The sequence below is a fragment of the Halpernia humi genome (assembly GCF_900108025.1).
GTDB classification, from domain to species: Bacteria; Bacteroidota; Bacteroidia; order Flavobacteriales; family Weeksellaceae; genus Halpernia; species Halpernia humi.
Genome location: NZ_FNUS01000002.1, coordinates 145,615 through 164,417 on the forward strand (window position 1 = coordinate 145,615; position 18,803 = coordinate 164,417).

Below are 18,803 nucleotides of genomic sequence, written 5' to 3' on the forward strand. Positions count from 1 at the left end.
ATGATTTTCTGCACTTCGATTCATTTTAAGTCATTGGTAATTTTATCGTAAAGGTGCTTCCAATGTCTTTTGTAGATTCTACAATGACTTGGCCTTTGTGCAGATCTACAATTTTTTTCACATACGAAAGCCCCAAACCTTGGCCCTTCACGTTGTGGATATTTCCTGTTTCTTCTCTGAAAAATTTCTCAAAAATCTTTGTTTTATTATGCGTTTCCATTCCCATTCCGTGGTCTTTTATTTTTATTACATACCAATTTCCCTCATTTTCAGTTTTAATATTTATTTCTGGTGCTTCGGGAGAATATTTATTGGCGTTATCCAAAAGGTTAATTAACGCATTCGAAATATGAAATTCATCAATTTTAAACTGATGTTTTGCTGCTACCAAATCCAAAGTAATTTCGCCCCCTCGTTTTTCTACGATTAATTTGAAAGAATCGGCCATTTTTTGGATAAGTGCGCGTACATCAGTTTCTTTTAAAAATAATTGCATTTCATTGCGCTCCAATTTTGACATATTCAGCACATTTTCTACCTGTTTTTTCATCCGTAGGTTTTCTTGCTTTATGAGCGCCGAATAATATTTCACTTTTTCAGGATGCGTTGCAATTTTATCATTAGCCAAAGAGTCTGTTGCCACAGAAATGGTCGCCAAAGGTGTTTTGAACTCGTGTGACATATTATTAATGAAATCTGTCTTCACTTCCGCAATTTTTTTCTGACGCATCATGTAATTAATAGAAATAATATAAATGCCGAGAATCGTTAAAAGCGACATGAATGTGCCCAATAGCATTGGTAAATTGTTCCTCGCCAAAGAATAATCTTTGCGTGGAAACATGATATTTAAAGTGTATAATGTTTTAAATTTAGCATCTAAAAAAAGCGGATATTTATAAATATCTTTATCATTCTTTTTAAAAAGTGCATTTATGATGCTTGTAGGCTTTTCGTTTTTATCATAGACGGCAAAACCTAAAGGTGTATTTATACCTCTTAATTTTAATTCTTTCGTTACTACAGAATCCAAAACTTTCTCGCTTACCCGTTTTTTAATTGGTAAATTAGTCCCTGCAACTCGCACAAAATCTTTTATCGTGTAATCTCCATTTTCTAAAGAGCGGCTTAAGTCTGAGGTAAGTGGTTCGAGATTTTGAGGGTCTTTTTTTATTCGGATTAAATTTTTATCGCTATAAACAGTAGCAATCTTTAGGCTGTCACCATTTTTTGAGATAGGGAAATCTTTCTTTTCAATCAGATTTCGAGCGTAAGTAATTAATTTTCTGCTGCCAGAATCTTCTACTTGTTGAATAATAGTTGATGACGGTTGATCTTTTTCCGCCAAAATATTTTTGCCGAGATCTTTATAGTCAATATTCATATATTTATTGACTTCTATGGCATTGATTTTTGTGGTGGAAGATTCTAACGCACTATATACTTTGTTAGAAAACTCTTGCTCTAAAGCGCTATAATAACCTTTTAGCCAATAAAATTGAAGCGCCGTAAAAACCACGAGAGAAATGGTCATAAAGACCGAGATAATGGGAATGAATTTATTATTCACTTTTATTGTTTTCAATTTGAAGTGTTAAAATTACTTCTTTTAACAATATAAAAACAAAAAATACGCCAAAATATTATATAAAGTTTGTTAAAATTTAGTTTTTTAACAAAAGTTTGGGAATTTCAACGGAATTAAACTGAAAAAACTTTGTGAATCTATTCCTGAATTAACTCTTCATCAATAAAATATTGAATAATTGCTTTTTTCATCAAAATACTTTGCTCGTTTGGTTTGAGTTCTGGAAGATTTTCAACGGTTTCAAATTGTGGCCATCCATCGGCATCATATTCCGTGAATTTGTAATAACCAAAAGGTTCTAAAAGCCGGCAAACAGCAACGTGCAATAAATTTAATTTATCGTCTTTAGAATATTTTTGTTTCCCGCTGCCCAATTCTTGCACGCCGATTAAAAATAGCATCGTCTCAATCGTCGGATTTTTTTCTGTATCAAAATGTTCAACAAAAAATTCTCCTATTTTTTGCCAAATTTCTATTTCTGTCATTTTTTTATTTTAAAAATAAGTTTTTTTTTAACCGTTAAGTTTTATGAAGGGATAAAGAAATTTAAGTAAATGTTGCGTTTTTAAACTATTCAAAAAATACTTAATGCCCTTAATCTCTTCATAAATTCTTAATGGTAAATTTTTAAATTTTAATTAATTTCCCTTCTAATTTACAAAGAAACGCATATTCCAAAGCATCTTCTTTTAAACTTTCAAATCTTCCACTTGCTCCGCCGTGACCCGAACTCATGTCTGTTTTAAAAATTAAAATATTGTCATCGGTTTTTAAATCCCGCAATTTTGCGACCCATTTTGCAGGCTCCCAATATTGAACTTGTCCGTCGTGCAAACCTGTGGTGATTAAAATATTTGGATAATTTTTCGCTTCCACATTATCGTAAGGCGAGTATGATTTCATATAATGATAAAATTCTTCGTCATTCGGGTTTCCCCATTCGTCATATTCTCCCGTTGTTAAAGGAATTTCTTCGTCTAACATTGTCGTTACAACATCTACAAAAGGAACCTGCGCAATAATTCCGTTAAATAATTCAGGATTATAGTTCATCGCAGCACCGACCAAAAGTCCACCTGCGCTTCCGCCCATTGCGTAAAGGTGTTTTTCTGAGGTGTAATTTTCTTTAATTAAATACTTTGCAGCATCAATAAAATCAAAAAAAGTATTTTTCTTTTGCAGCATTTTTCCATCGTCGTACCAATCTCTACCGAGATATTCTCCACCGCGAATATGCGCGATGGCGAAAATAAATCCGCGATCTAAAATGGATAATCTCACATTAGAAAAACTTGCATCAACGGTGTGTCCGTAACTTCCATAACCGTATAAAAGCAAAGGTGTTTCCGAAGATTTTTTGGTGTTTTTATGATAAACCAAAGAAATCAGGACTTTTTTTCCGTCTCTTGCATTGGCCCAAATTCTTTCGGAAATATAATTTTCTTGTTTAAAAACGCCACCTAAAACTTCTTGTTGTTTTAAAACTAATGACGTTTTCATCGCCATATCAAACTCAATTGTTGTGCTTGGTTGCGTGAGTGAAGTGTAAATATAGCGCAGTTTATCAGTATCAAATTCTATATTTAAACCAATAAAAGCAGAATAAGTGGGATCATTAAATTCTAAATAATAATCTTCTTTAGATAAATAATTAAAAATCCGGATTTGCAATAAACCTTCTTTTCTTTCTTCTAAAACCAAGAAATTTTTGAAAATCTCAAAACCTTCCAGCAAAACTTCTTTGCGATGCGGGACTAAATCTACCCAATTTTCTAAACCTGGATTTGAAACTGGCGCTGTAACTAATTTAAAATTGGTTGCATTATCTGCATTGGTGATGATGTAAAATAAATCCTGATAATGTTCTACAGCATATTCTAAATCTTCGGTTCTTGGTTGAATTATTTTCCACTCGGCAAAAACATTATCTGAAGGAATAAAATGATGTTCGTCTGAAGTTGAACTTGATGAAGCAATAAAAATGTATTCTAATGATTTGGTTTTAAATACATTAACATCAAAAGTGTCATCTTTTTCGTGAAAAACTAAAACGTCTTCTTTTTCTGAAGTTCCCAATTTGTGCCGAAAAACTTTGTAAGCGCGCAAACTTTTATCTTTTCTGATATAGAAAATATGTTCGTTATCATTTGCCCAAACTGCTTTTCCAGTGGTGTTTGTGATGGTATCTTTTAAAATTTCTCCGGTAAAAATATTTTTAAATTTAATGGTATAAATTCTTCGGCCTTGTTCATCGGTAGAAAAACTTCCCAGTTGATTGTTTGGGCTTACGGACATACTTCCGACTTCAAAAAAATCTTTTCCTTCTGCTAAAATATTAACATCAAGTAAAATTTCTTCAGGATTTTCTAATTTTAAATGTTTTCTGCAAAAAATGGGATGTTCTTTTCCATTTTCGTAGCGCACGATGTACCAATATTCATTAAAAAAATAGGGCAGACTCTCATCATCTTTATTGTAGCGCGATTTCATTTCTTCGTACAAGAAATTCTGAAAATCTTCTGTATCACGCATTTCAAAATCACAATATTTATTTTCTTCTTTTAAATATTGAATGACTTCGGGGTTTTCTTTATCGTTTAGCCAAAAATAAGGATCGACTCTTTTATCTTGGTGAATTTCTAAAGTTTTATCTATTTTTTTTGCTTTCGGCGCTTGCATATTTACTTTATTTAAAATAAAAACCATCTTTATCCGCATGGAAAAGATGGTTTTTAAATATTTTATTAAAATTTATTTGTAAGAATCTCTTACGTATTTTTCTATTGCCATCGTCATAGAAGGCGTTTCTTTGTTTGGCGCTGTTAGATTTACAGTTAAACCAAATTCTTCTGCAGCCGCTTGCGTTGTAGAACCGAAAACAGCCACCACAGTTCCGTTTTGTTTAAAATTAGGAAAATTTTCGATTAGTGATTTTATGCCTTGCGGACTAAAAAAAACAAGCATATCATATTCATCAATTGCAATATCTTTCAAATCGCTGCAAACCGTTCTATACATGGTGGCTCTCGTCCAATCTATATTAGAAGATTCTAATGTTTTTACCATTTCTTCATTAATTACATCAGAAGAAGGCAAAAGGTATTTTTCTGCGGGATATTTTTTAAATAAAGGTAAAAGATCGGCAAAATTTTTCTCGCCGTAACTGATTTTTCTTTTTCTGTAGATAATGTGTTTTTGCAAATAATTTGCGATCGCCTCAGATTGGCAAATGTAGCGCATAGAATCTGGCACAGAAAAGCGCATTTCTTCAGCGATTCTAAAATAATGATCGATGGCGTTTTTGCTCGTGAAAATAATACCAGTAAATTGAGAAAGATCAATTTTTTGCGTTCTTAATTCTTTCGCATCTACAGATGCTACGTGTATAAAAGGTCTGAAGTCTATTTTTATTTTTGCTTTTTTCGCAATCTCCGTATAGGGAGAAGATTCATTTGGAGCAGGCTGTGACACCAAAATAGATTTTATTTTCATAAAACTTGTATAATCCTTTAAATTAATAAAATAAAAATTTCCAAAGCACCAAAAGTGGTATTATTTGGAGGGTGCAAATATACAAAATTTTATAATACCAAGTTTGTGGCAAAATTTTGTAATTATGAAATAGATAAAAAATATTTTTAAAGACAAAAATAATAGTAAAGAATAGGAGGTATAGTTGAAAAATTTCTAGTCTTTTGATTGGGAAATAAAATTGCTGCAAGCAGCCTAAAATGATTAAAATTGCTAATACAAAGTAAAATCTTGTTGCAGTGAAATAAAATTTCTGCCAGCTTTTATTATTGCGAACCGCATAAAAGTAGAAATAGCTAAGTGTAGTTTTAATTAAATAAAATAATGAAATACTCACAAATGTAAACCCAAACTTATTCAATTGAAGTCCGAAAATTGAAATTTTTCTTAAAAACGAAGGAACAATTGGGATGAATTGTGAAATTAAAACTGAAATTGAAATGATATAAACCGCAGAAACGATAAACCAACTTAAAAAAATATTGCTAGAATCTTCAAAACTTTGGCTCAAATATTCTTTTATTGAGGCTTCACGTTGCAATGAAATTAGCATCAAAGAGAGCGAAATTATGCAGCCCAGCAATGTGAAAATCACCCAATCATTATGTTCTGCAATGCGAATCAATTTATCTTTTTTTTGCAAAAATACGTATTAAACCACAAAAGGAACAAGATTTTTTTTTGGATTTAAAGTTTCAATAATTGCTATTTAGACTTCAAAGAAAAATGCGCTAAATTTCGCACAATAAGAATCTTAGCGAGAAAATGCTAAGTTACGAATACCAAAAAACCACATTCTTCTTAAGAAAAATGTGGTTTTAATTTTATTTAATTAAAACTAAATTTTAGCAATACTCATTATAAGCGGCTTGCAAATTAGCAGCAATTGCGCCTGCCGGATTTCCTTCAATGTGGTGTCTTTCTAACATGTGAACCAATTCGCCATCTTTGAAAAGCGCTACACAAGGTGAACTTGGTGGGAAAGGTGCTAATAATTTTCTGGCTTCATTCACGGCATCAACATCAAAACCTGCGAAAGCGGTGGCTAAATGATCTGGTTTTTTATCGCCTGTTAAAGAGAAAACAACGCCTGGTCTTGCTGCTCCTGCGGCGCAACCACAAACTGAATTAATAACTAATAGTGTAGTTCCATTTTGTTTTACGGCAGCATCAACTTTTTCTGGTGTCGTTAGATCTTCAAAACCTTTATCTGTAAGTTCTGCTTTCATTGGCATTACTAAATCTTCTGGATACATAATTTTATATTTTTAAAGTTAAAATCTGAGTGCAAAATTAATTTATTTAATTTTAAATATTTCACATTACAACCTATTAAAATAATACCAAAAATCTATTGCGACTTTTTGGCGGATTTTGCTGTCAGTCTTTTCGCCAATTTGCCAATCGTTAAACCTTGAAAGATAATTGAAAATAAAACGATAATATAAGTGATAGCAACAAACATATCGCCCGAACTATGCCGTGGAAGCGCCAAAGCCAACGCCACAGAAATCCCGCCGCGAATCCCGCCCCAAACTAATATCGGGAAAGAATTTTTTTCAAACTTCACTTTTCTTTTTAAGATTAAAAAAGGAATTCCCACGGAAACAAATCTTGCAAACAAGACCACAAAAATGGCAATGATGCCAATTAAGATATAAATATGTTCAAAATTGATGACCAATAATTCTAAACCAATTAAAAGGAACAAAACGGCATTTAAAATCTCATCCAGCATTTCCCAGAATTTATCAATATATTCTTCGGTAAGATTACTCATCCCGACGTCTCTGCCGCGATTTCCAATAAAAATACCGGCAACAACCATCGCTAGCGGACCAGAAATATGGAGAAATGAAGCCATCATATAACCGCCCATTACCATTGCTAAAGTAACCATTACTTCTACGGAATAATCATCAATTGTTTTTAAAACATAAGTGCCTAAACTTCCCAAAATGGTTCCTAATAAAATACCGCCACCTGCTTCTTTTAAAAATAAAAGTGCAATATCGGAAATCCCCATATTGGCCAAGCCAACTTGCGAAATTTCATAGATTGAAACGAAAACCACCACCGCAACGCCGTCGTTAAATAAACTTTCGCCTGATATTTTTGTTTCTAAAGATTTCGGAATATTGGCTGTTTTTAAAATTCCCATTACGGCGATTGGATCTGTTGGGGAAATTAGTGCGCCAAAAAGCAGACAGTTAATAAATGGAATGTCTAAATTAAAAGCCTGAAGTAAATAGTACATCAAACCGCCCACAATTACGGTAGAAAGTAGAACGCCAATTGTAGAAAATGCAATGATGGGTGCTCTTTCAGATTTTATATCTTTTAATTTAATATGAATGGAGCCTGCAAAAAGCAGAAAACTCAGCATAATTTTCATTAAAATGGTGTAGAAATCTACAGAAAGAATCATTTTTTTTGTTTGCCCAAAAACATCTGGAAAATAAGATCCCGCCAAAACAATTCCCAAAGAGGTGAGAAGCGCAATAATCATCACACCGATTGTTCTGGGAAGTTTCAGAAATCTTTTATTAAAATAACCGAAAGCCGCGGCTAGAATAATGATGATGGTGAAATAGTTATAAATCTGCATTTGATATTTTTTGCAAAAGTACGGAAAAATAAAACCTCAAAACGGATGGGGTTTTGAGGTTTAAAAATTTAATAGAATTTAAATTAAAAAGTAATAATTAAAGAATTTTACTTCCCGCCTGGCGGACAATTTTCTCTCAAAAATTTAGTGTAGGTGGAAGCCAAATGTGCACCCGTTCCTTCCCCTTCAGAAATAGCGTGCGTTCTGTTTGGGTAAATCATCAACTGAAAAGTTTTGTCATATTTAATTAACTGATTGATCATTTGTTCTGCATTGTTGTAATGCACGTTGTCATCGCCGGTTCCGTGGATTAAAAGTAGATTTCCCTGTAAATTTTTTGCGTGCGCCAAAGGTGAATTATCTACAAAATAATGCTTGTCTTCTGGCAATAATCCCATGTAACGTTCTTGGTAAATATTGTCATAATTCAACTGGTTATCTACCGCAGCAATGGAAATTCCTGTTTTGTAAATTTCAGGATATTGCATCATTAAATTTAAAGTAGAAGAACCGCCGCCGCTCCAGCCCCAAACTGCAACGCGGTTTGCATCCACATAAGGCCATTTTAAAATTTCTTTTGCAGCCATTGCTTGGTCTTTAATGTTAATATCACCAATTCTGTGGTAAATAGATTTTCTCCATTCTCTACCTTTTGGTGCAGGTGAACCACGGCCATCAACAGAAATATAAATATAGCCATCATCTGCCATGCTTCCTTTGTATAATCTGTTGAAACCTGCACCAAAACGGTCAACTACAGTTTGGGAAGCCGGCTCGCCATAGACATAAAATACAATTGGGTATTTTTTTGCTGGATCAAAATTAGTTGGTTTTACCATCCATCCGTCCATTTCAATGCCTTCTGAAGTTTTTACTTTAAAGAATTCTACTTTCGGAATTTTGTAGTTTTTCGCTCTTGGATTCACTTCACCGCCACTTAAAAGTTTATGATTTGGCAAAGAAACAACATCGCTTATTGGGAACATATTTGCGTTAGAATAATTGTGAAACGCCAATTTTCCGTTTGGAGAAATATCGTAATTATGTGTTCCGCTTTCGTTGGCTGGTGTTAATCTGTTTGCTTTGCCGCCTTTTAAAGAAACTTCATACAAATAGCTTTGCGTGGCATTATCTGGAGATGCCATAAAATAAATTTTTCCAGATTTTTCATCAACTCTGTTTAATCCAATCACATCATAATTTCCAGGCGTTAATAAAGTTTCTTTGCCGTCTAAACCGATGGCATAAATGTGTCGCCATCCGTCTTTTGACTAAGCCAAATAAATTTTTTGCCACCGTCGATCCAATCCCAACCGGTTGCTTCTTCCTTGGCGTCGATCCACGCTTTGTCGGTTTCGTCGTAAACTGTTTTTGTAGAATTATTTGGCACATTTACCAAAATAATTTTAGACTCGTTTTGTCTTCTATTTAATTGTTGTAAAATTAATTCTGAAGAATTGTTTGCCCATTCCATTCTTGGGATGTAATGTTGAACGGCATCTCCCGGCACGTTCATCCAAGTAGTTTTTGCTGATGAAATATCGACAACGCCAATTTTGCAAGCGCTTGGATCTTCACCTACTACAGGATATTCCACTGGAACGGTAAAAGGATACAATTTATCAGTCGTGTTGAGCATCAAGTAATTTTTAATATTTCTTGCGTCAATTTGCCAATAAGCAATTGATTTACTGTCTGGCGACCAACGGAAACCGTCTCTACAATCTAGTTCTTCTTCGTAAACCCAATCAAAAGTCCCGTTGATTAAGCGTAAAGTACCGTCTGTTGTTAAGGCTTTTGTTTCGCCACTTGCTAAATCTTCCACATAAATATTATGTTCACTTACGTAAGCCACTTTTTTTCCGTCTGGGGAAAATTTTGCAAACATTAAAGAAGATTCTGGTCTGTCTTTACCAATTTGTTTTAAAGTTTTTGTTTTTAAATCATAAACCCAAGAATCGCCACGTGTATCATAGCGCCAAACTTTCTTGGTATTGGTTGCGATTAATACTTTTTGGTTGTCTTCAGAAAAAGCAAAACGCACCACATTTAATGGGGATTGTCCCATTGGTGTGAGCATTTCTTTAGAAATTATTACGGTGGATTTAGATTCGTCCATTGCATTTTTGGACACAATTTCACCGTTTTCTACTTCCATAATATTATTGCCGTCTAAAGACCAATAAGTACCTGTGCCCCATTGTGCAAAAGTGAATGTACTTAAGCAGAAGAAGAGGATAAAAAAGAGTTTTTGAATTGCTTGGTTTTTCATAATTTTTTGGATGATTTTATTATTCGTGGATGTAATTTAAAAGTTAAAAGGTTAAACGCTATGGCACGTAATATTATTGCAAAACCTCATAATAAGTGGAAAGGCGTTACACTTTTTGTTTTTATCAAACTCAAATATAAAAAAAAGACAGTTATAATTTAATATAATTGTCTTTTTTATTTTGTTTTTCTAAATTTGGTAAGTGTTGCATGCGTTTTAAGCGAAAACAACACTTTTAAAATTCTATGATAGTGCGATAATGATACTGAAATTTCTACGAAAGCAATTGTTTTGCCATGGTAGAAATACTTTTTCCGTCGGATTTCCCGGCGAGTGCTTTGCTTGCAATTCCCATTACTTTTCCTAAATCTTTCATTCCGTCTGCAGCAGTTTCAGAAATAATTTTTTTTAGTTCCACTTCTAGTTCTTCGGGCGACAATTGTGCAGGTAAATATTTTGCAATCACTTTGCTTTGTGCGTCTTCCACTTCCGCTAAATCTGTGCGGTTTTGCGCCATAAATTGGTCGTAAGAATCTTTGCGCTGTTTGATCATTCTTTGTAAAATGGCAATCACTTGCTCATCAGAAACTTCTGCATCTTTGGCTTCGGTTTTTAATAATAAAACTTGGGATTTTACTGCTCTTAATGCATCTAAAGCTAGTTTGTCTTTTGCGCGCATCGCATCTTTTATTGCGTCGCTAATTGTTGTTTCTAAACTCATTTTTTTTAATTTAATAATTTATCAATGTAACTGTTTACCAATTTTATTCGTGAGGAGTAATTCTTCTTCACGGTTGTTATATTGGTAAATTTCTACACTGTTATATTAATTTTAATCTACATCTTTATTCAAAAATCTATTTTCCCGAATTTCCATTCGCCCATTTTCATCTTTTAAAAAAGTCTGAATATTTTGTTGAGAATGATTTTGGCCTTCCAAAATAATATTTTTACGTCTAAACGCTGGTATTGTTTCAAATTGTAATTCATTATCAATTTTGTGATAGCGAGAATCAAATTCTTTTAATTTATTTCTTCTTTCGGTAGTTTTATCGTTGTTAGAAGGCACATCTACAAAAGTGAACTGGCTTTCTCCAAATAATTCTGATTTTTCTTCTGCAATTTCATGTGAAATTTCCTCGTTTTTTGTTTCAGAAATTTCTTCAACTTTCTGCTTAAGAATCGCTTCCGCTTTTGGCTCGGCAATCATTTCTTCTTCCTCAACTATTTCTTGAGAATTTGATTGTTTTTCATTTAATTTTTCTTCAATTTCAGATTCATTTATCATGAAGTTGAACTCAACGGGTTGTGATTCATTGTTTTTTTTGGGGTGATCTTCCACTTCAAAAGAAAGTGCTTCTGCTTCTAAATCATCCGTAAGATTGTCATCATCAAAAGAAAATAAATTGTATTGGTTTTGCAAACTGTCATCTTCTCTTTCCCAGATTTCTAAAGGCTTTTCTATTATTTCGGTAGAAATTGAAGTTTTTACAGTTTCAGCATTTTTTTTGGGTTGAAATCTATTTTCTGGGCTGAATTCTTCATCATCATCCAAACTCACCATTTTTTTATCTAAAGGAAAACCGCTTGAGAAGTCGTTTTTAAATATTTCGTTGTCATGACTTTTTCTGCTTGATTTTCCGTCCAAAGAATAGTTTACTTTTTCGGTGATGCCAGAATGTTTTTGGTATTCTTTTGCAAAACCAGTCGCTATGACCAATACGGAAATGGCATCTCCCAATTCTTCATCTGTACCCACACCGAAAATAATATCTGCGGTGTCGCCTGCTTCTTTTTGGATATAATCATTAATAATCCCAATTTCATCCATTGTGGCTTCTTCTTCGCCACTTCTGATGAGTAAGAGCACGTTTTTGGCACCTGTGATTTTATTGTCGTTTAACAATGGAGAATCTAAGGCTTTTTTCACGGCTTCTTCGGCTTTGTTTTCACCAACTGCAACGCCAGTGGACATGAGTGCTGTTCCGCTGTTTTCTAAGACAGATTTTGCATCACGGAAATCTATATTTACATCGAAATAGCCGGTAATTACTTCTGCCATTCCTTTTGCAGCATTGGTTAAAACTTCATCGGCTTTAGAAAAGCCAGATTTAAAACCAAGATTTCCGTATTGTTGACGAAGTTTATCATTATTAATAACGATTAAAGAATCAACGTTATTTCGTAATTTTTCTAAGCCATTATCGGCTTGGTCTAGTCTTCTTTTTCCTTCAAAACTAAACGGAACGGTCACAATACCGATGGTTAAAATGCCCATTTCTTTTGCAATTTTTGCAATTACGGGTGCTGCTCCAGTTCCGGTTCCACCGCCCATTCCGGCTGTGATGAACACCATTTTTGTGCTTTGCCCGAGTGCGGCTTTTATTTCGTCTATGCTTTCTAGGGCTGCTTTTTCGCCTACTTCTGGGTCTGCGCCTGCACCAAGACCTTCGGTAATAGAAAGTCCCAATTGCACTTTGTTGGCAACAGGGTTATTGTCTAAAGTTTGCGCGTCTGTGTTGCAAATCACGAAATCTACGCCGTGAATGCCGCGTTCATACATGTGTTTCAAAGCGTTGTTTCCACCGCCACCTACACCAATTACTTTTATGATTGAGGAGTTTCCCTTTGGCAAATCAAATGAAAATCCGGTGGTATTATTTATGTTTTCCATGTTGTTTATTTTAAAATTGAAAGATATTATTTATTGATGATGATTGGAAATAGATTTTACATCTTTTATTAACAATCACTATATATTTCTTTTTATTCTACTTCTTCAAAGAATTTTTTTACTTTATTTAAAATAGATTCTCCGAAAGTGGGTTTTGCTTTTTTCGCAATTTCGCGTTGTTCTGTTAAAACTTCTGGCGAAGGTTCTGGTGTAATTTTATTTTCAACAGCTAAAGATTGTGCTTCTTCTTCTTGTTTTTTTAGTTCGGCTTCGTATGGTTTTTTGTCGCGAATTTTTAAACTTTCCATTAATAAACCAATTGAAGTGGCATATTCTGGACCTTTTAGCTGTTGGTTTTTATCATTTGCTACATATTCATTTGCAAAACCAATTCTGCTATCTAAGCCGGTGGTATAATTGGCTAATTGTCGCAAATGGCGTAAGTTAGAGCCGCCGCCTGTTAGAACAATTCCGGCAATTAATTTTTTCTTTTGTTCAAATGCGCCATAAGCTTTTAGTTCGGTATTTACCATTTCTAGAATTTCTTCAACTCTTGCATTTACGATTTGTGCTAAAGTTTTTAATGAAATTTCTTTATCATTTCTGCCGTGCAAACCTGGGATTGTAACAAAAGTGGAATCTTTTTCTAATTCTGGCACTGCGGAACCAAATTTTACTTTTAATTGCTCTGCGTGTTTTTCTATGATAGAGCAGCCTTCTTTGATATCATCAGTAATAATTCCGCCACCATAAGGAATGACGCAAGTGTGACGGATAATGTTGTCTTTAAAAATTGCAATATCCGTAGTTCCGCCGCCGATATCTACAATTGCAACGCCGGCTTCTTTTTCTTCTTTTGTTAGAACGGCTTCAGATGATGCTAAAGGTTCTAATGTAAGCGCTTCCATTTCTAATCCTGCTTCACGAACGCATCGTGCAATATTTCGGATAGAACCCATTTGCCCAACTACAACGTGGAAATTGGCTTCTAATCTTTTGCCATGCATCCCAACTGGTTCTTGGATTTCGCCTTCAGAATCTACTTTATATTCTTGTGGTAAAACGTGGATGATTTCTTCGCCAGGAAGCATCACCAATTTTTTTACTTGGTCTTTTAGTTTTTCTATATCATCTTCTGTGATGTATTCTTCCGGATGTTCGCGCATAATATAATCTGAATGCTGCAAAGAACGGATGTGTTTGCCTGCAATGCCCACAGTTACATTATGAATTTGAACGCCAGAACTAGCTTGCGCTTGCTCTACGGCTGATTTTATAGAACTTATGGTTTGCGAAATATTGTTCACAATACCTTTGTGTACGCCCAAACTTTTGGCTTTCCCGACGCCTAAAATTTCTATTTTTCCGTGTGCATTTCTTCTTCCGACAATGGCCACGATTTTTGTAGTCCCAATGTCTAATCCTACTGAATATTCGTTATTTTCCATCTATGATTTTATTTAATTTTACTCTACTTTTATTATGGTTTACTTTTTTTCGGTGCTGCTGTTTTCACCGTTTTAGCTGCAGTTATCTTTTTATTGTTTGTGATAGGAATCCTTTGCAATTCTTTATAATTTGCGTTTAAAATACTATCGTTTCCTGCAAAATGTGGATTTAATGTGGTTACAATTTGGTTGTTGTATTTCAAGGAAATCTGACTGTATTTTTCGGGATCTGCATCCACCAAAAATTTTGTTACAAAGGCTTTAAATCCATTTATTTTAAAATCAATATTATCCAAATCTCCCAATTCTACGTTATAATTGCCTTCACTTGTGAGTAAACTATAACTGTTTTTCTTTTTAGAAATTCCGATAAAGAACTTTTTTGTAAAATCATCGGCATTTATTTTTGAAATTAAAGAAGCCAGTTTTACATATTCAGATTTTTTCACATCACCAGTAACGAGCATACAAGGATGTGAGTAATTTCTTGAAAGAGGAAATGCCACACCTTTAGCATCTACATAATAATCTTGATCGCCATTGATGATTCTAAAAATTGGCACTCTTTGTTTGATGTCTAAATTTAAATTTCCATTCAAATTCAGATATACGTTTGCGCTATCTACAGCGGGTATTTTGTTTAAAGTTTTTTCTAAAACAGGAATATTTAATTTGCCAATCGTTAGGCTTGGATTTTCTTTTTTTATTAAATCTTTTACCTCTTTTTCATCAACGAAATAAACAGGTGTTTTCTCATTCATGTTTATCGTAATTTTTTCTAAAGGCGCTTTGCTGAAGCGCTTCAAAGAGAAACTCAGTAGAAATCCGAAGAGCACTACTGTGATAAAAATTTTCAATATTCTGAACTTGTTTTTCATTTATTTCTTTTAATTGAACTCAGAGTTTTTCATCTCTTTTATATTAATTCTGCGTTCCATTTTGCCAATTGATTATTTGATCTGAAAGTGTATCAATATTTCCCGCACCAACGGTGAGCAAAATATCAAAATCTTTCTGTTTTATTTTATCTAAAGCCATTTCTAATGTTGAAACTTCTTTTTTATCTAAATTTATTTTATCTAAAAGCCATTCCGAAGTAATGCCTTCAAAGTTTTCTTGTAATTCTCTTGCTGGATAAATGTCTAAAAGAATTAACTCATCTACTTTGGCTAAGCTTTTAGCAAAATCTTCTGCAAAATCGCGCGTTCTGCTGAATAAATGTGGCTGAAAAACTACCAATAATTTTCGGTTCGGATAAAACGTTTTGATGCTTCCAATCACCGCATCCAATTCGGTAGGGTGGTGCGCATAATCGTCAATATAATTTTTTCCGTTTTCAAAAAAATACTTTGTATAACGGCGTTTTATACCTTTAAAAGTTCGGATTCCTTCTTTGATAGTTTTAAAATCTACGCCTTTTTCATGCATAATTGCGATGGCTGCGGTGGCATTTTCTACATTGTGAATACCTGGGATTTCCCAAACAAAATCTTTAATGGTTTCAGTTGAGGTATGAAAATCGAAATATATTAAATCGTTTACCATTCTCATATTATCGGAATAGAAATCGGCTTCTTCGTTCACCGCGTAGGTTTTTGCGCCACGGTTAATTTCAATTCCTTTTCTTACAAATAGTTGATTATCATTTGGAACTAAAGCCGCGAAATCTCGAAAACTTTTTTCTATGGTTTCTTTGTCGCCATATATGTCCAAATGGTCTGCATCAATGGATGTAATGACCGCCCAATTGGGTTTCAGATTCATAAAAGAGCGGTCGTATTCATCGGCTTCTACAACGGAAATCTTGTTTCCATTAAAAATAAAATTAGATTTAAAATTCTCTGCAATGCCACCCAAAAAGCCTGAAAATGGGAGGTTTGCAACTTTGCAAAGATGTGCAACCAAAGATGAGGTCGTCGTTTTCCCATGCGTGCCTGCAATTGCAATGCATTCCGTGTGATCGGTAATCATTCCTAAAACTCTTGCACGTTTATAAATTGTAAAATTCAACTCGGTAAAAAAGTCTAGAATTTCTAGTTTTTTTATGGCGGGCGTGTAAATAACGAGTGTGTTTTCTCTTTTTAAATTAAAAATTTCATCATTTACCTTATCTTCGAAATTTATTTTAATGCCTTCAGAAATTAAAGCATTTGTGAGTTTTGTTTCAGTTTTATCGTAGCCCAAAACATTCCCACCGATGGAGTGAAAATATCTTGCAAGAGCCGACATTCCGATGCCGCCAATGCCAACGAAATAAAAATTTTGATAGGAACTGAAATGACTCATTTTCTAATTTATTTGAATATTTTATCTGTGTCTAAATTAAATGCATCGCCTTCATAGAGGTAAAATTCAGTAATAGCATCTTCTAAACTTGCCCAAGAAAAACCGCCCGTTACCCAAAAATAATATTCAAATTGCACAGTGTTGCTTTTTTGGAAATAAACCGCTTTTATCATTTTTAATTTAGAAATTTTTTCTAGTAAAGTTTGTTTTTTTTGCTCATCAGCAGTGTCTTTCAGCCCATCGTTAATGTTGAACATGATGTACTTTTTATCTTTGTCAAAATCTAAATAAAGTGGATAGCCATCTTCACTTTCAATTTTCAAAAAATCTGCAGTTTTTTCTAAGATTTTAAATTTTTTGGTTTGCAAATATTTAGCAAAATTCTCTACGGTTACGTCACTTGCTTTCACAAAATCTTGTGCCGATACCGTTGTACCGATCAATAGGAGCGCGAAAAATAAAATAAACTTTTTCATAATTGTAAATTTTTAAAGGGTTATTGTGTTTTATCTATTTTTTAAAAAAGTGAATGCAGTATAAAATAATATTCCAATTGCCGAGAGGTATAAAATACGTTCGCCGTGTAATCTATCACCACGAGAAAATCCGTAAAATTTGTTTCCATTTGGCAAATATTTTTTATATTTCATTAAATAAAAACCAATAAAAACACCTAGAAAACCACCAAAAATAGCCGAAAAGTAGCCTAAATAAATCAACCATTTTGGGCTTTCTTCTTGCACAGTTAAATCTGCAATTCTTTGTTTTCTGATTACATTTAATAATTCAGGTTTCACTTCATTTCCTCTTTCTTTTAAAATTTTTTGTGCTGCCAAATAATCGAATTTGCTCCATTCATCTTTTTTCATCAAAATTTCAATGAGTTCTTCATCTGAAAATTCATATAAATAATAATCTTCGCTAATGTTCTTTACATCTTCGGCAGCTAGTTTTTCTTCTAATTGTTCAACTTTATCAAAGGCATTTTTTTCAATTTTTAACTCGTATTGTTTTGTATTGATATCTCCGCCAAAAGAAGCATCAACGCGTAACGAATTATCGTTTAGTTCATAATCTATCTTATTTTGTTCTAAAATATTTATAAAATCCAAAGCATCATCTTTGTAAATAAATTTTCGATATGTTGTGAAATCGTCCATTTATTTCTACAATTTTGAATTATTAATTTCCATTAAGTTAGAAATTTTATCAACAATTTCTTGCGTTGCATTTGGTTTTGCAAAAATTTTTAGATTTTCGCTCATCACTTTTCGCAAGTTTTCATTTTCGCAAATTTCCATTAAAGTTGGCCAAAATTGGTCTTTCATTTCTATGTCTTTCACCATTTTTGCCGCATTTTTTTCTACTAAAGTTAATGCGTTTTTAGTTTGATGATCTTCTGCAGCAGTCGGTAATGGTACTAGCAAAAGTGGTTTACCTGCAATAGCCAATTCAGAAATCGCAATCGCACCGGCTCGAGAAACAATAACATCTGCCGCGGAATAATGCAATGCCATATCTGAAATAAATTCCTTAATTTGTATGGAAGATGGAAGTTGGATGCTGGAAGTTTCCTTTGCGACGCCATTATTGCCTCTATCTTCATTCTTCCATCTTCCAACAATTTCAGCATAATCTGTTTTCCCGGTTTGCCATATTAGTTGGTAGCCAGATTTTTCTAAATTTTCTAAATTAGATTTCCAGCCATTGTTTAAAGTTCGTGATCCTAAAGAACCGCCAACCGACAAAATGCAGAGTTTTTTCGGATTTAAGCCTAATTTCTCTTTTGCCGATTTGCTATCCATTAAACCATTGATGACGCTTTCTCTCACAGGATTTCCAAGATAAAAAGTTTGACTTTTTGGAAAAAAATTCTCCATTTTTGGATAAGCCGTGAAAACAGCTTTTGCTTTTTTAGCTAAAAACTGATTGGTTTTGCCGGGCAAAGAATTTTGTTCTTGCACGAATGTTGTGACGCCTAATTTTGATGCGACCAATAACGCGGGCGCACTCGCGAAACCGCCTGTTCCAATAGCGAAATCTGGTTTAAATTCTTTAATTATTTTTCTTACTTTTAATAAACTTGAAATGATTTTATAAGGAAGAAGAATGTTTTTAGACAAATTTCCGCGATCGAAACCGGCAATATTTAAGCCTTCAATTTTAAATCCTGCTTGTGGCACTTTTTCCATTTCCATTTTGTTTTGGGCGCCGATAAATAAAAATTCTGCGTCGGGAAATCTTTTCTGAATTTCTTGTGCAATAGCAATTGCCGGGAAGATGTGTCCTCCGGTTCCGCCGCCGCTCATTAGAATTTTTAAATTATTTTTCATTCTTTATTTCTTTAATCCTTGAGATGAATGTCATGGGTATTTTAATTCAATTCTCTATTCAAA

16 protein-coding genes and 1 pseudogene are annotated in these 18,803 nt (G+C 33.6%); all 17 read right to left on the minus strand.

Going from position 1 to position 18,803, the window contains the following annotated elements:
* Nucleotides 1-25: 25 nt before the first annotated feature.
* Entirely contained in the window at nucleotides 26-1,570 is a 1,545-nt protein-coding gene (locus tag C4S29_RS05640; RefSeq protein WP_103913431.1) for a sensor histidine kinase, read from the minus strand.
* Between the two features lie 155 nt (nucleotides 1,571-1,725).
* The gene (locus tag C4S29_RS05645; protein WP_103913174.1) at nucleotides 1,726-2,073 is read right to left on the minus strand and encodes a hypothetical protein; all 348 of its coding nucleotides are present in this window, start codon (nucleotides 2,071-2,073) and stop codon (nucleotides 1,726-1,728) included.
* 142 nt (nucleotides 2,074-2,215) lie between these two features.
* Nucleotides 2,216-4,267, minus strand: a complete 2,052-nt coding sequence (locus C4S29_RS05650; protein WP_103913432.1) for a S9 family peptidase — start codon at nucleotides 4,265-4,267, stop codon at nucleotides 2,216-2,218.
* A gap of 72 nt (nucleotides 4,268-4,339) precedes the next feature.
* On the minus strand, nucleotides 4,340-5,080 hold the full coding sequence (locus tag C4S29_RS05655; protein WP_103913175.1) for a uroporphyrinogen-III synthase: 741 nt from the start codon (nucleotides 5,078-5,080) through the stop codon (nucleotides 4,340-4,342).
* 22 nt (nucleotides 5,081-5,102) lie between these two features.
* On the minus strand, nucleotides 5,103-5,762 hold the full coding sequence (locus C4S29_RS05660; RefSeq protein WP_233740493.1) for a DUF4271 domain-containing protein: 660 nt from the start codon (nucleotides 5,760-5,762) through the stop codon (nucleotides 5,103-5,105).
* A gap of 202 nt (nucleotides 5,763-5,964) precedes the next feature.
* A complete protein-coding gene (locus tag C4S29_RS05665; RefSeq protein ID WP_103913176.1) occupies nucleotides 5,965-6,375 on the minus strand; it encodes a BrxA/BrxB family bacilliredoxin in 411 nt (136 codons plus the stop codon).
* Between the two features lie 95 nt (nucleotides 6,376-6,470).
* Complete coding sequence (locus C4S29_RS05670) at nucleotides 6,471-7,727, minus strand: cation:proton antiporter (RefSeq protein WP_103913177.1); 1,257 nt, start codon at nucleotides 7,725-7,727, stop codon at nucleotides 6,471-6,473.
* A 107-nt stretch (nucleotides 7,728-7,834) separates the two neighbouring features.
* Nucleotides 7,835-8,713, minus strand: a complete 879-nt coding sequence (locus C4S29_RS14915; RefSeq protein WP_394338663.1) for an alpha/beta hydrolase family protein — start codon at nucleotides 8,711-8,713, stop codon at nucleotides 7,835-7,837.
* Between the two features lie 60 nt (nucleotides 8,714-8,773).
* Nucleotides 8,774-9,999: pseudogene (locus tag C4S29_RS14920) on the minus strand (DPP IV N-terminal domain-containing protein); the annotation flags it as partial.
* 274 nt (nucleotides 10,000-10,273) lie between these two features.
* Nucleotides 10,274-10,720 carry a GatB/YqeY domain-containing protein gene (locus C4S29_RS05680; protein ID WP_103913178.1) on the minus strand — a complete coding sequence of 149 codons (447 nt, stop codon included), beginning with the start codon at nucleotides 10,718-10,720 and terminating at the stop codon, nucleotides 10,274-10,276.
* Between the two features lie 111 nt (nucleotides 10,721-10,831).
* Nucleotides 10,832-12,673, minus strand: coding sequence for a cell division protein FtsZ (gene ftsZ / locus C4S29_RS05685; protein ID WP_103913179.1), 1,842 nt, complete (start codon nucleotides 12,671-12,673; stop codon nucleotides 10,832-10,834).
* 92 nt (nucleotides 12,674-12,765) lie between these two features.
* Nucleotides 12,766-14,121 (minus strand): cell division protein FtsA, encoded by a 1,356-nt coding sequence (ftsA, locus tag C4S29_RS05690; protein WP_103913180.1) that lies wholly within the window; start codon nucleotides 14,119-14,121, stop codon nucleotides 12,766-12,768.
* A gap of 32 nt (nucleotides 14,122-14,153) precedes the next feature.
* Nucleotides 14,154-14,999 (minus strand): cell division protein FtsQ/DivIB, encoded by an 846-nt coding sequence (locus C4S29_RS05695; RefSeq protein WP_233740495.1) that lies wholly within the window; start codon nucleotides 14,997-14,999, stop codon nucleotides 14,154-14,156.
* Nucleotides 15,000-15,042: 43 nt separating this feature from the next.
* Nucleotides 15,043-16,407: a UDP-N-acetylmuramate--L-alanine ligase gene (murC, locus tag C4S29_RS05700; protein WP_103913181.1), complete on the minus strand. Its 1,365-nt coding sequence runs from the start codon at nucleotides 16,405-16,407 to the stop codon at nucleotides 15,043-15,045.
* 8 nt (nucleotides 16,408-16,415) lie between these two features.
* The gene (locus tag C4S29_RS05705; protein WP_103913182.1) at nucleotides 16,416-16,883 is read right to left on the minus strand and encodes a hypothetical protein; all 468 of its coding nucleotides are present in this window, start codon (nucleotides 16,881-16,883) and stop codon (nucleotides 16,416-16,418) included.
* Nucleotides 16,884-16,913: 30 nt separating this feature from the next.
* Nucleotides 16,914-17,567: a hypothetical protein gene (locus tag C4S29_RS05710; protein WP_103913183.1), complete on the minus strand. Its 654-nt coding sequence runs from the start codon at nucleotides 17,565-17,567 to the stop codon at nucleotides 16,914-16,916.
* 6 nt (nucleotides 17,568-17,573) lie between these two features.
* Entirely contained in the window at nucleotides 17,574-18,740 is a 1,167-nt protein-coding gene (gene murG / locus C4S29_RS05715; RefSeq protein ID WP_103913184.1) for an undecaprenyldiphospho-muramoylpentapeptide beta-N-acetylglucosaminyltransferase, read from the minus strand.
* Between the last annotated feature and the right edge of the window lie 63 nt (nucleotides 18,741-18,803).

Bases quoted from the DNA above. Each gene is read 5' to 3' on its own strand.
- C4S29_RS05645 (WP_103913174.1), bottom strand. From the start codon at position 2,073: ATGACAGAAATAGAAATTTGGCAAAAAATAGGAGAATTTTTTGTTGAA.
- C4S29_RS05650 (WP_103913432.1), bottom strand. From the start codon at position 4,267: ATGCAAGCGCCGAAAGCAAAAAAAATAGATAAAACTTTAGAAATTCAC.
- C4S29_RS05655 (WP_103913175.1), bottom strand. From the start codon at position 5,080: ATGAAAATAAAATCTATTTTGGTGTCACAGCCTGCTCCAAATGAATCT.
- C4S29_RS05665 (WP_103913176.1), bottom strand. From the start codon at position 6,375: ATGTATCCAGAAGATTTAGTAATGCCAATGAAAGCAGAACTTACAGAT.
- C4S29_RS05670 (WP_103913177.1), bottom strand. From the start codon at position 7,727: ATGCAGATTTATAACTATTTCACCATCATCATTATTCTAGCCGCGGCT.
- C4S29_RS14915 (WP_394338663.1), bottom strand. From the start codon at position 8,713: ATGTTCCCAATAAGCGATGTTGTTTCTTTGCCAAATCATAAACTTTTA.
- C4S29_RS05680 (WP_103913178.1), bottom strand. From the start codon at position 10,720: ATGAGTTTAGAAACAACAATTAGCGACGCAATAAAAGATGCGATGCGC.
- ftsZ (WP_103913179.1), bottom strand. From the start codon at position 12,673: ATGGAAAACATAAATAATACCACCGGATTTTCATTTGATTTGCCAAAG.
- ftsA (WP_103913180.1), bottom strand. From the start codon at position 14,121: ATGGAAAATAACGAATATTCAGTAGGATTAGACATTGGGACTACAAAA.
- C4S29_RS05695 (WP_233740495.1), bottom strand. From the start codon at position 14,999: ATGAAAAACAAGTTCAGAATATTGAAAATTTTTATCACAGTAGTGCTC.
- murC (WP_103913181.1), bottom strand. From the start codon at position 16,407: ATGAGTCATTTCAGTTCCTATCAAAATTTTTATTTCGTTGGCATTGGC.
- C4S29_RS05705 (WP_103913182.1), bottom strand. From the start codon at position 16,883: ATGAAAAAGTTTATTTTATTTTTCGCGCTCCTATTGATCGGTACAACG.
- C4S29_RS05710 (WP_103913183.1), bottom strand. From the start codon at position 17,567: ATGGACGATTTCACAACATATCGAAAATTTATTTACAAAGATGATGCT.
- murG (WP_103913184.1), bottom strand. From the start codon at position 18,740: ATGAAAAATAATTTAAAAATTCTAATGAGCGGCGGCGGAACCGGAGGA.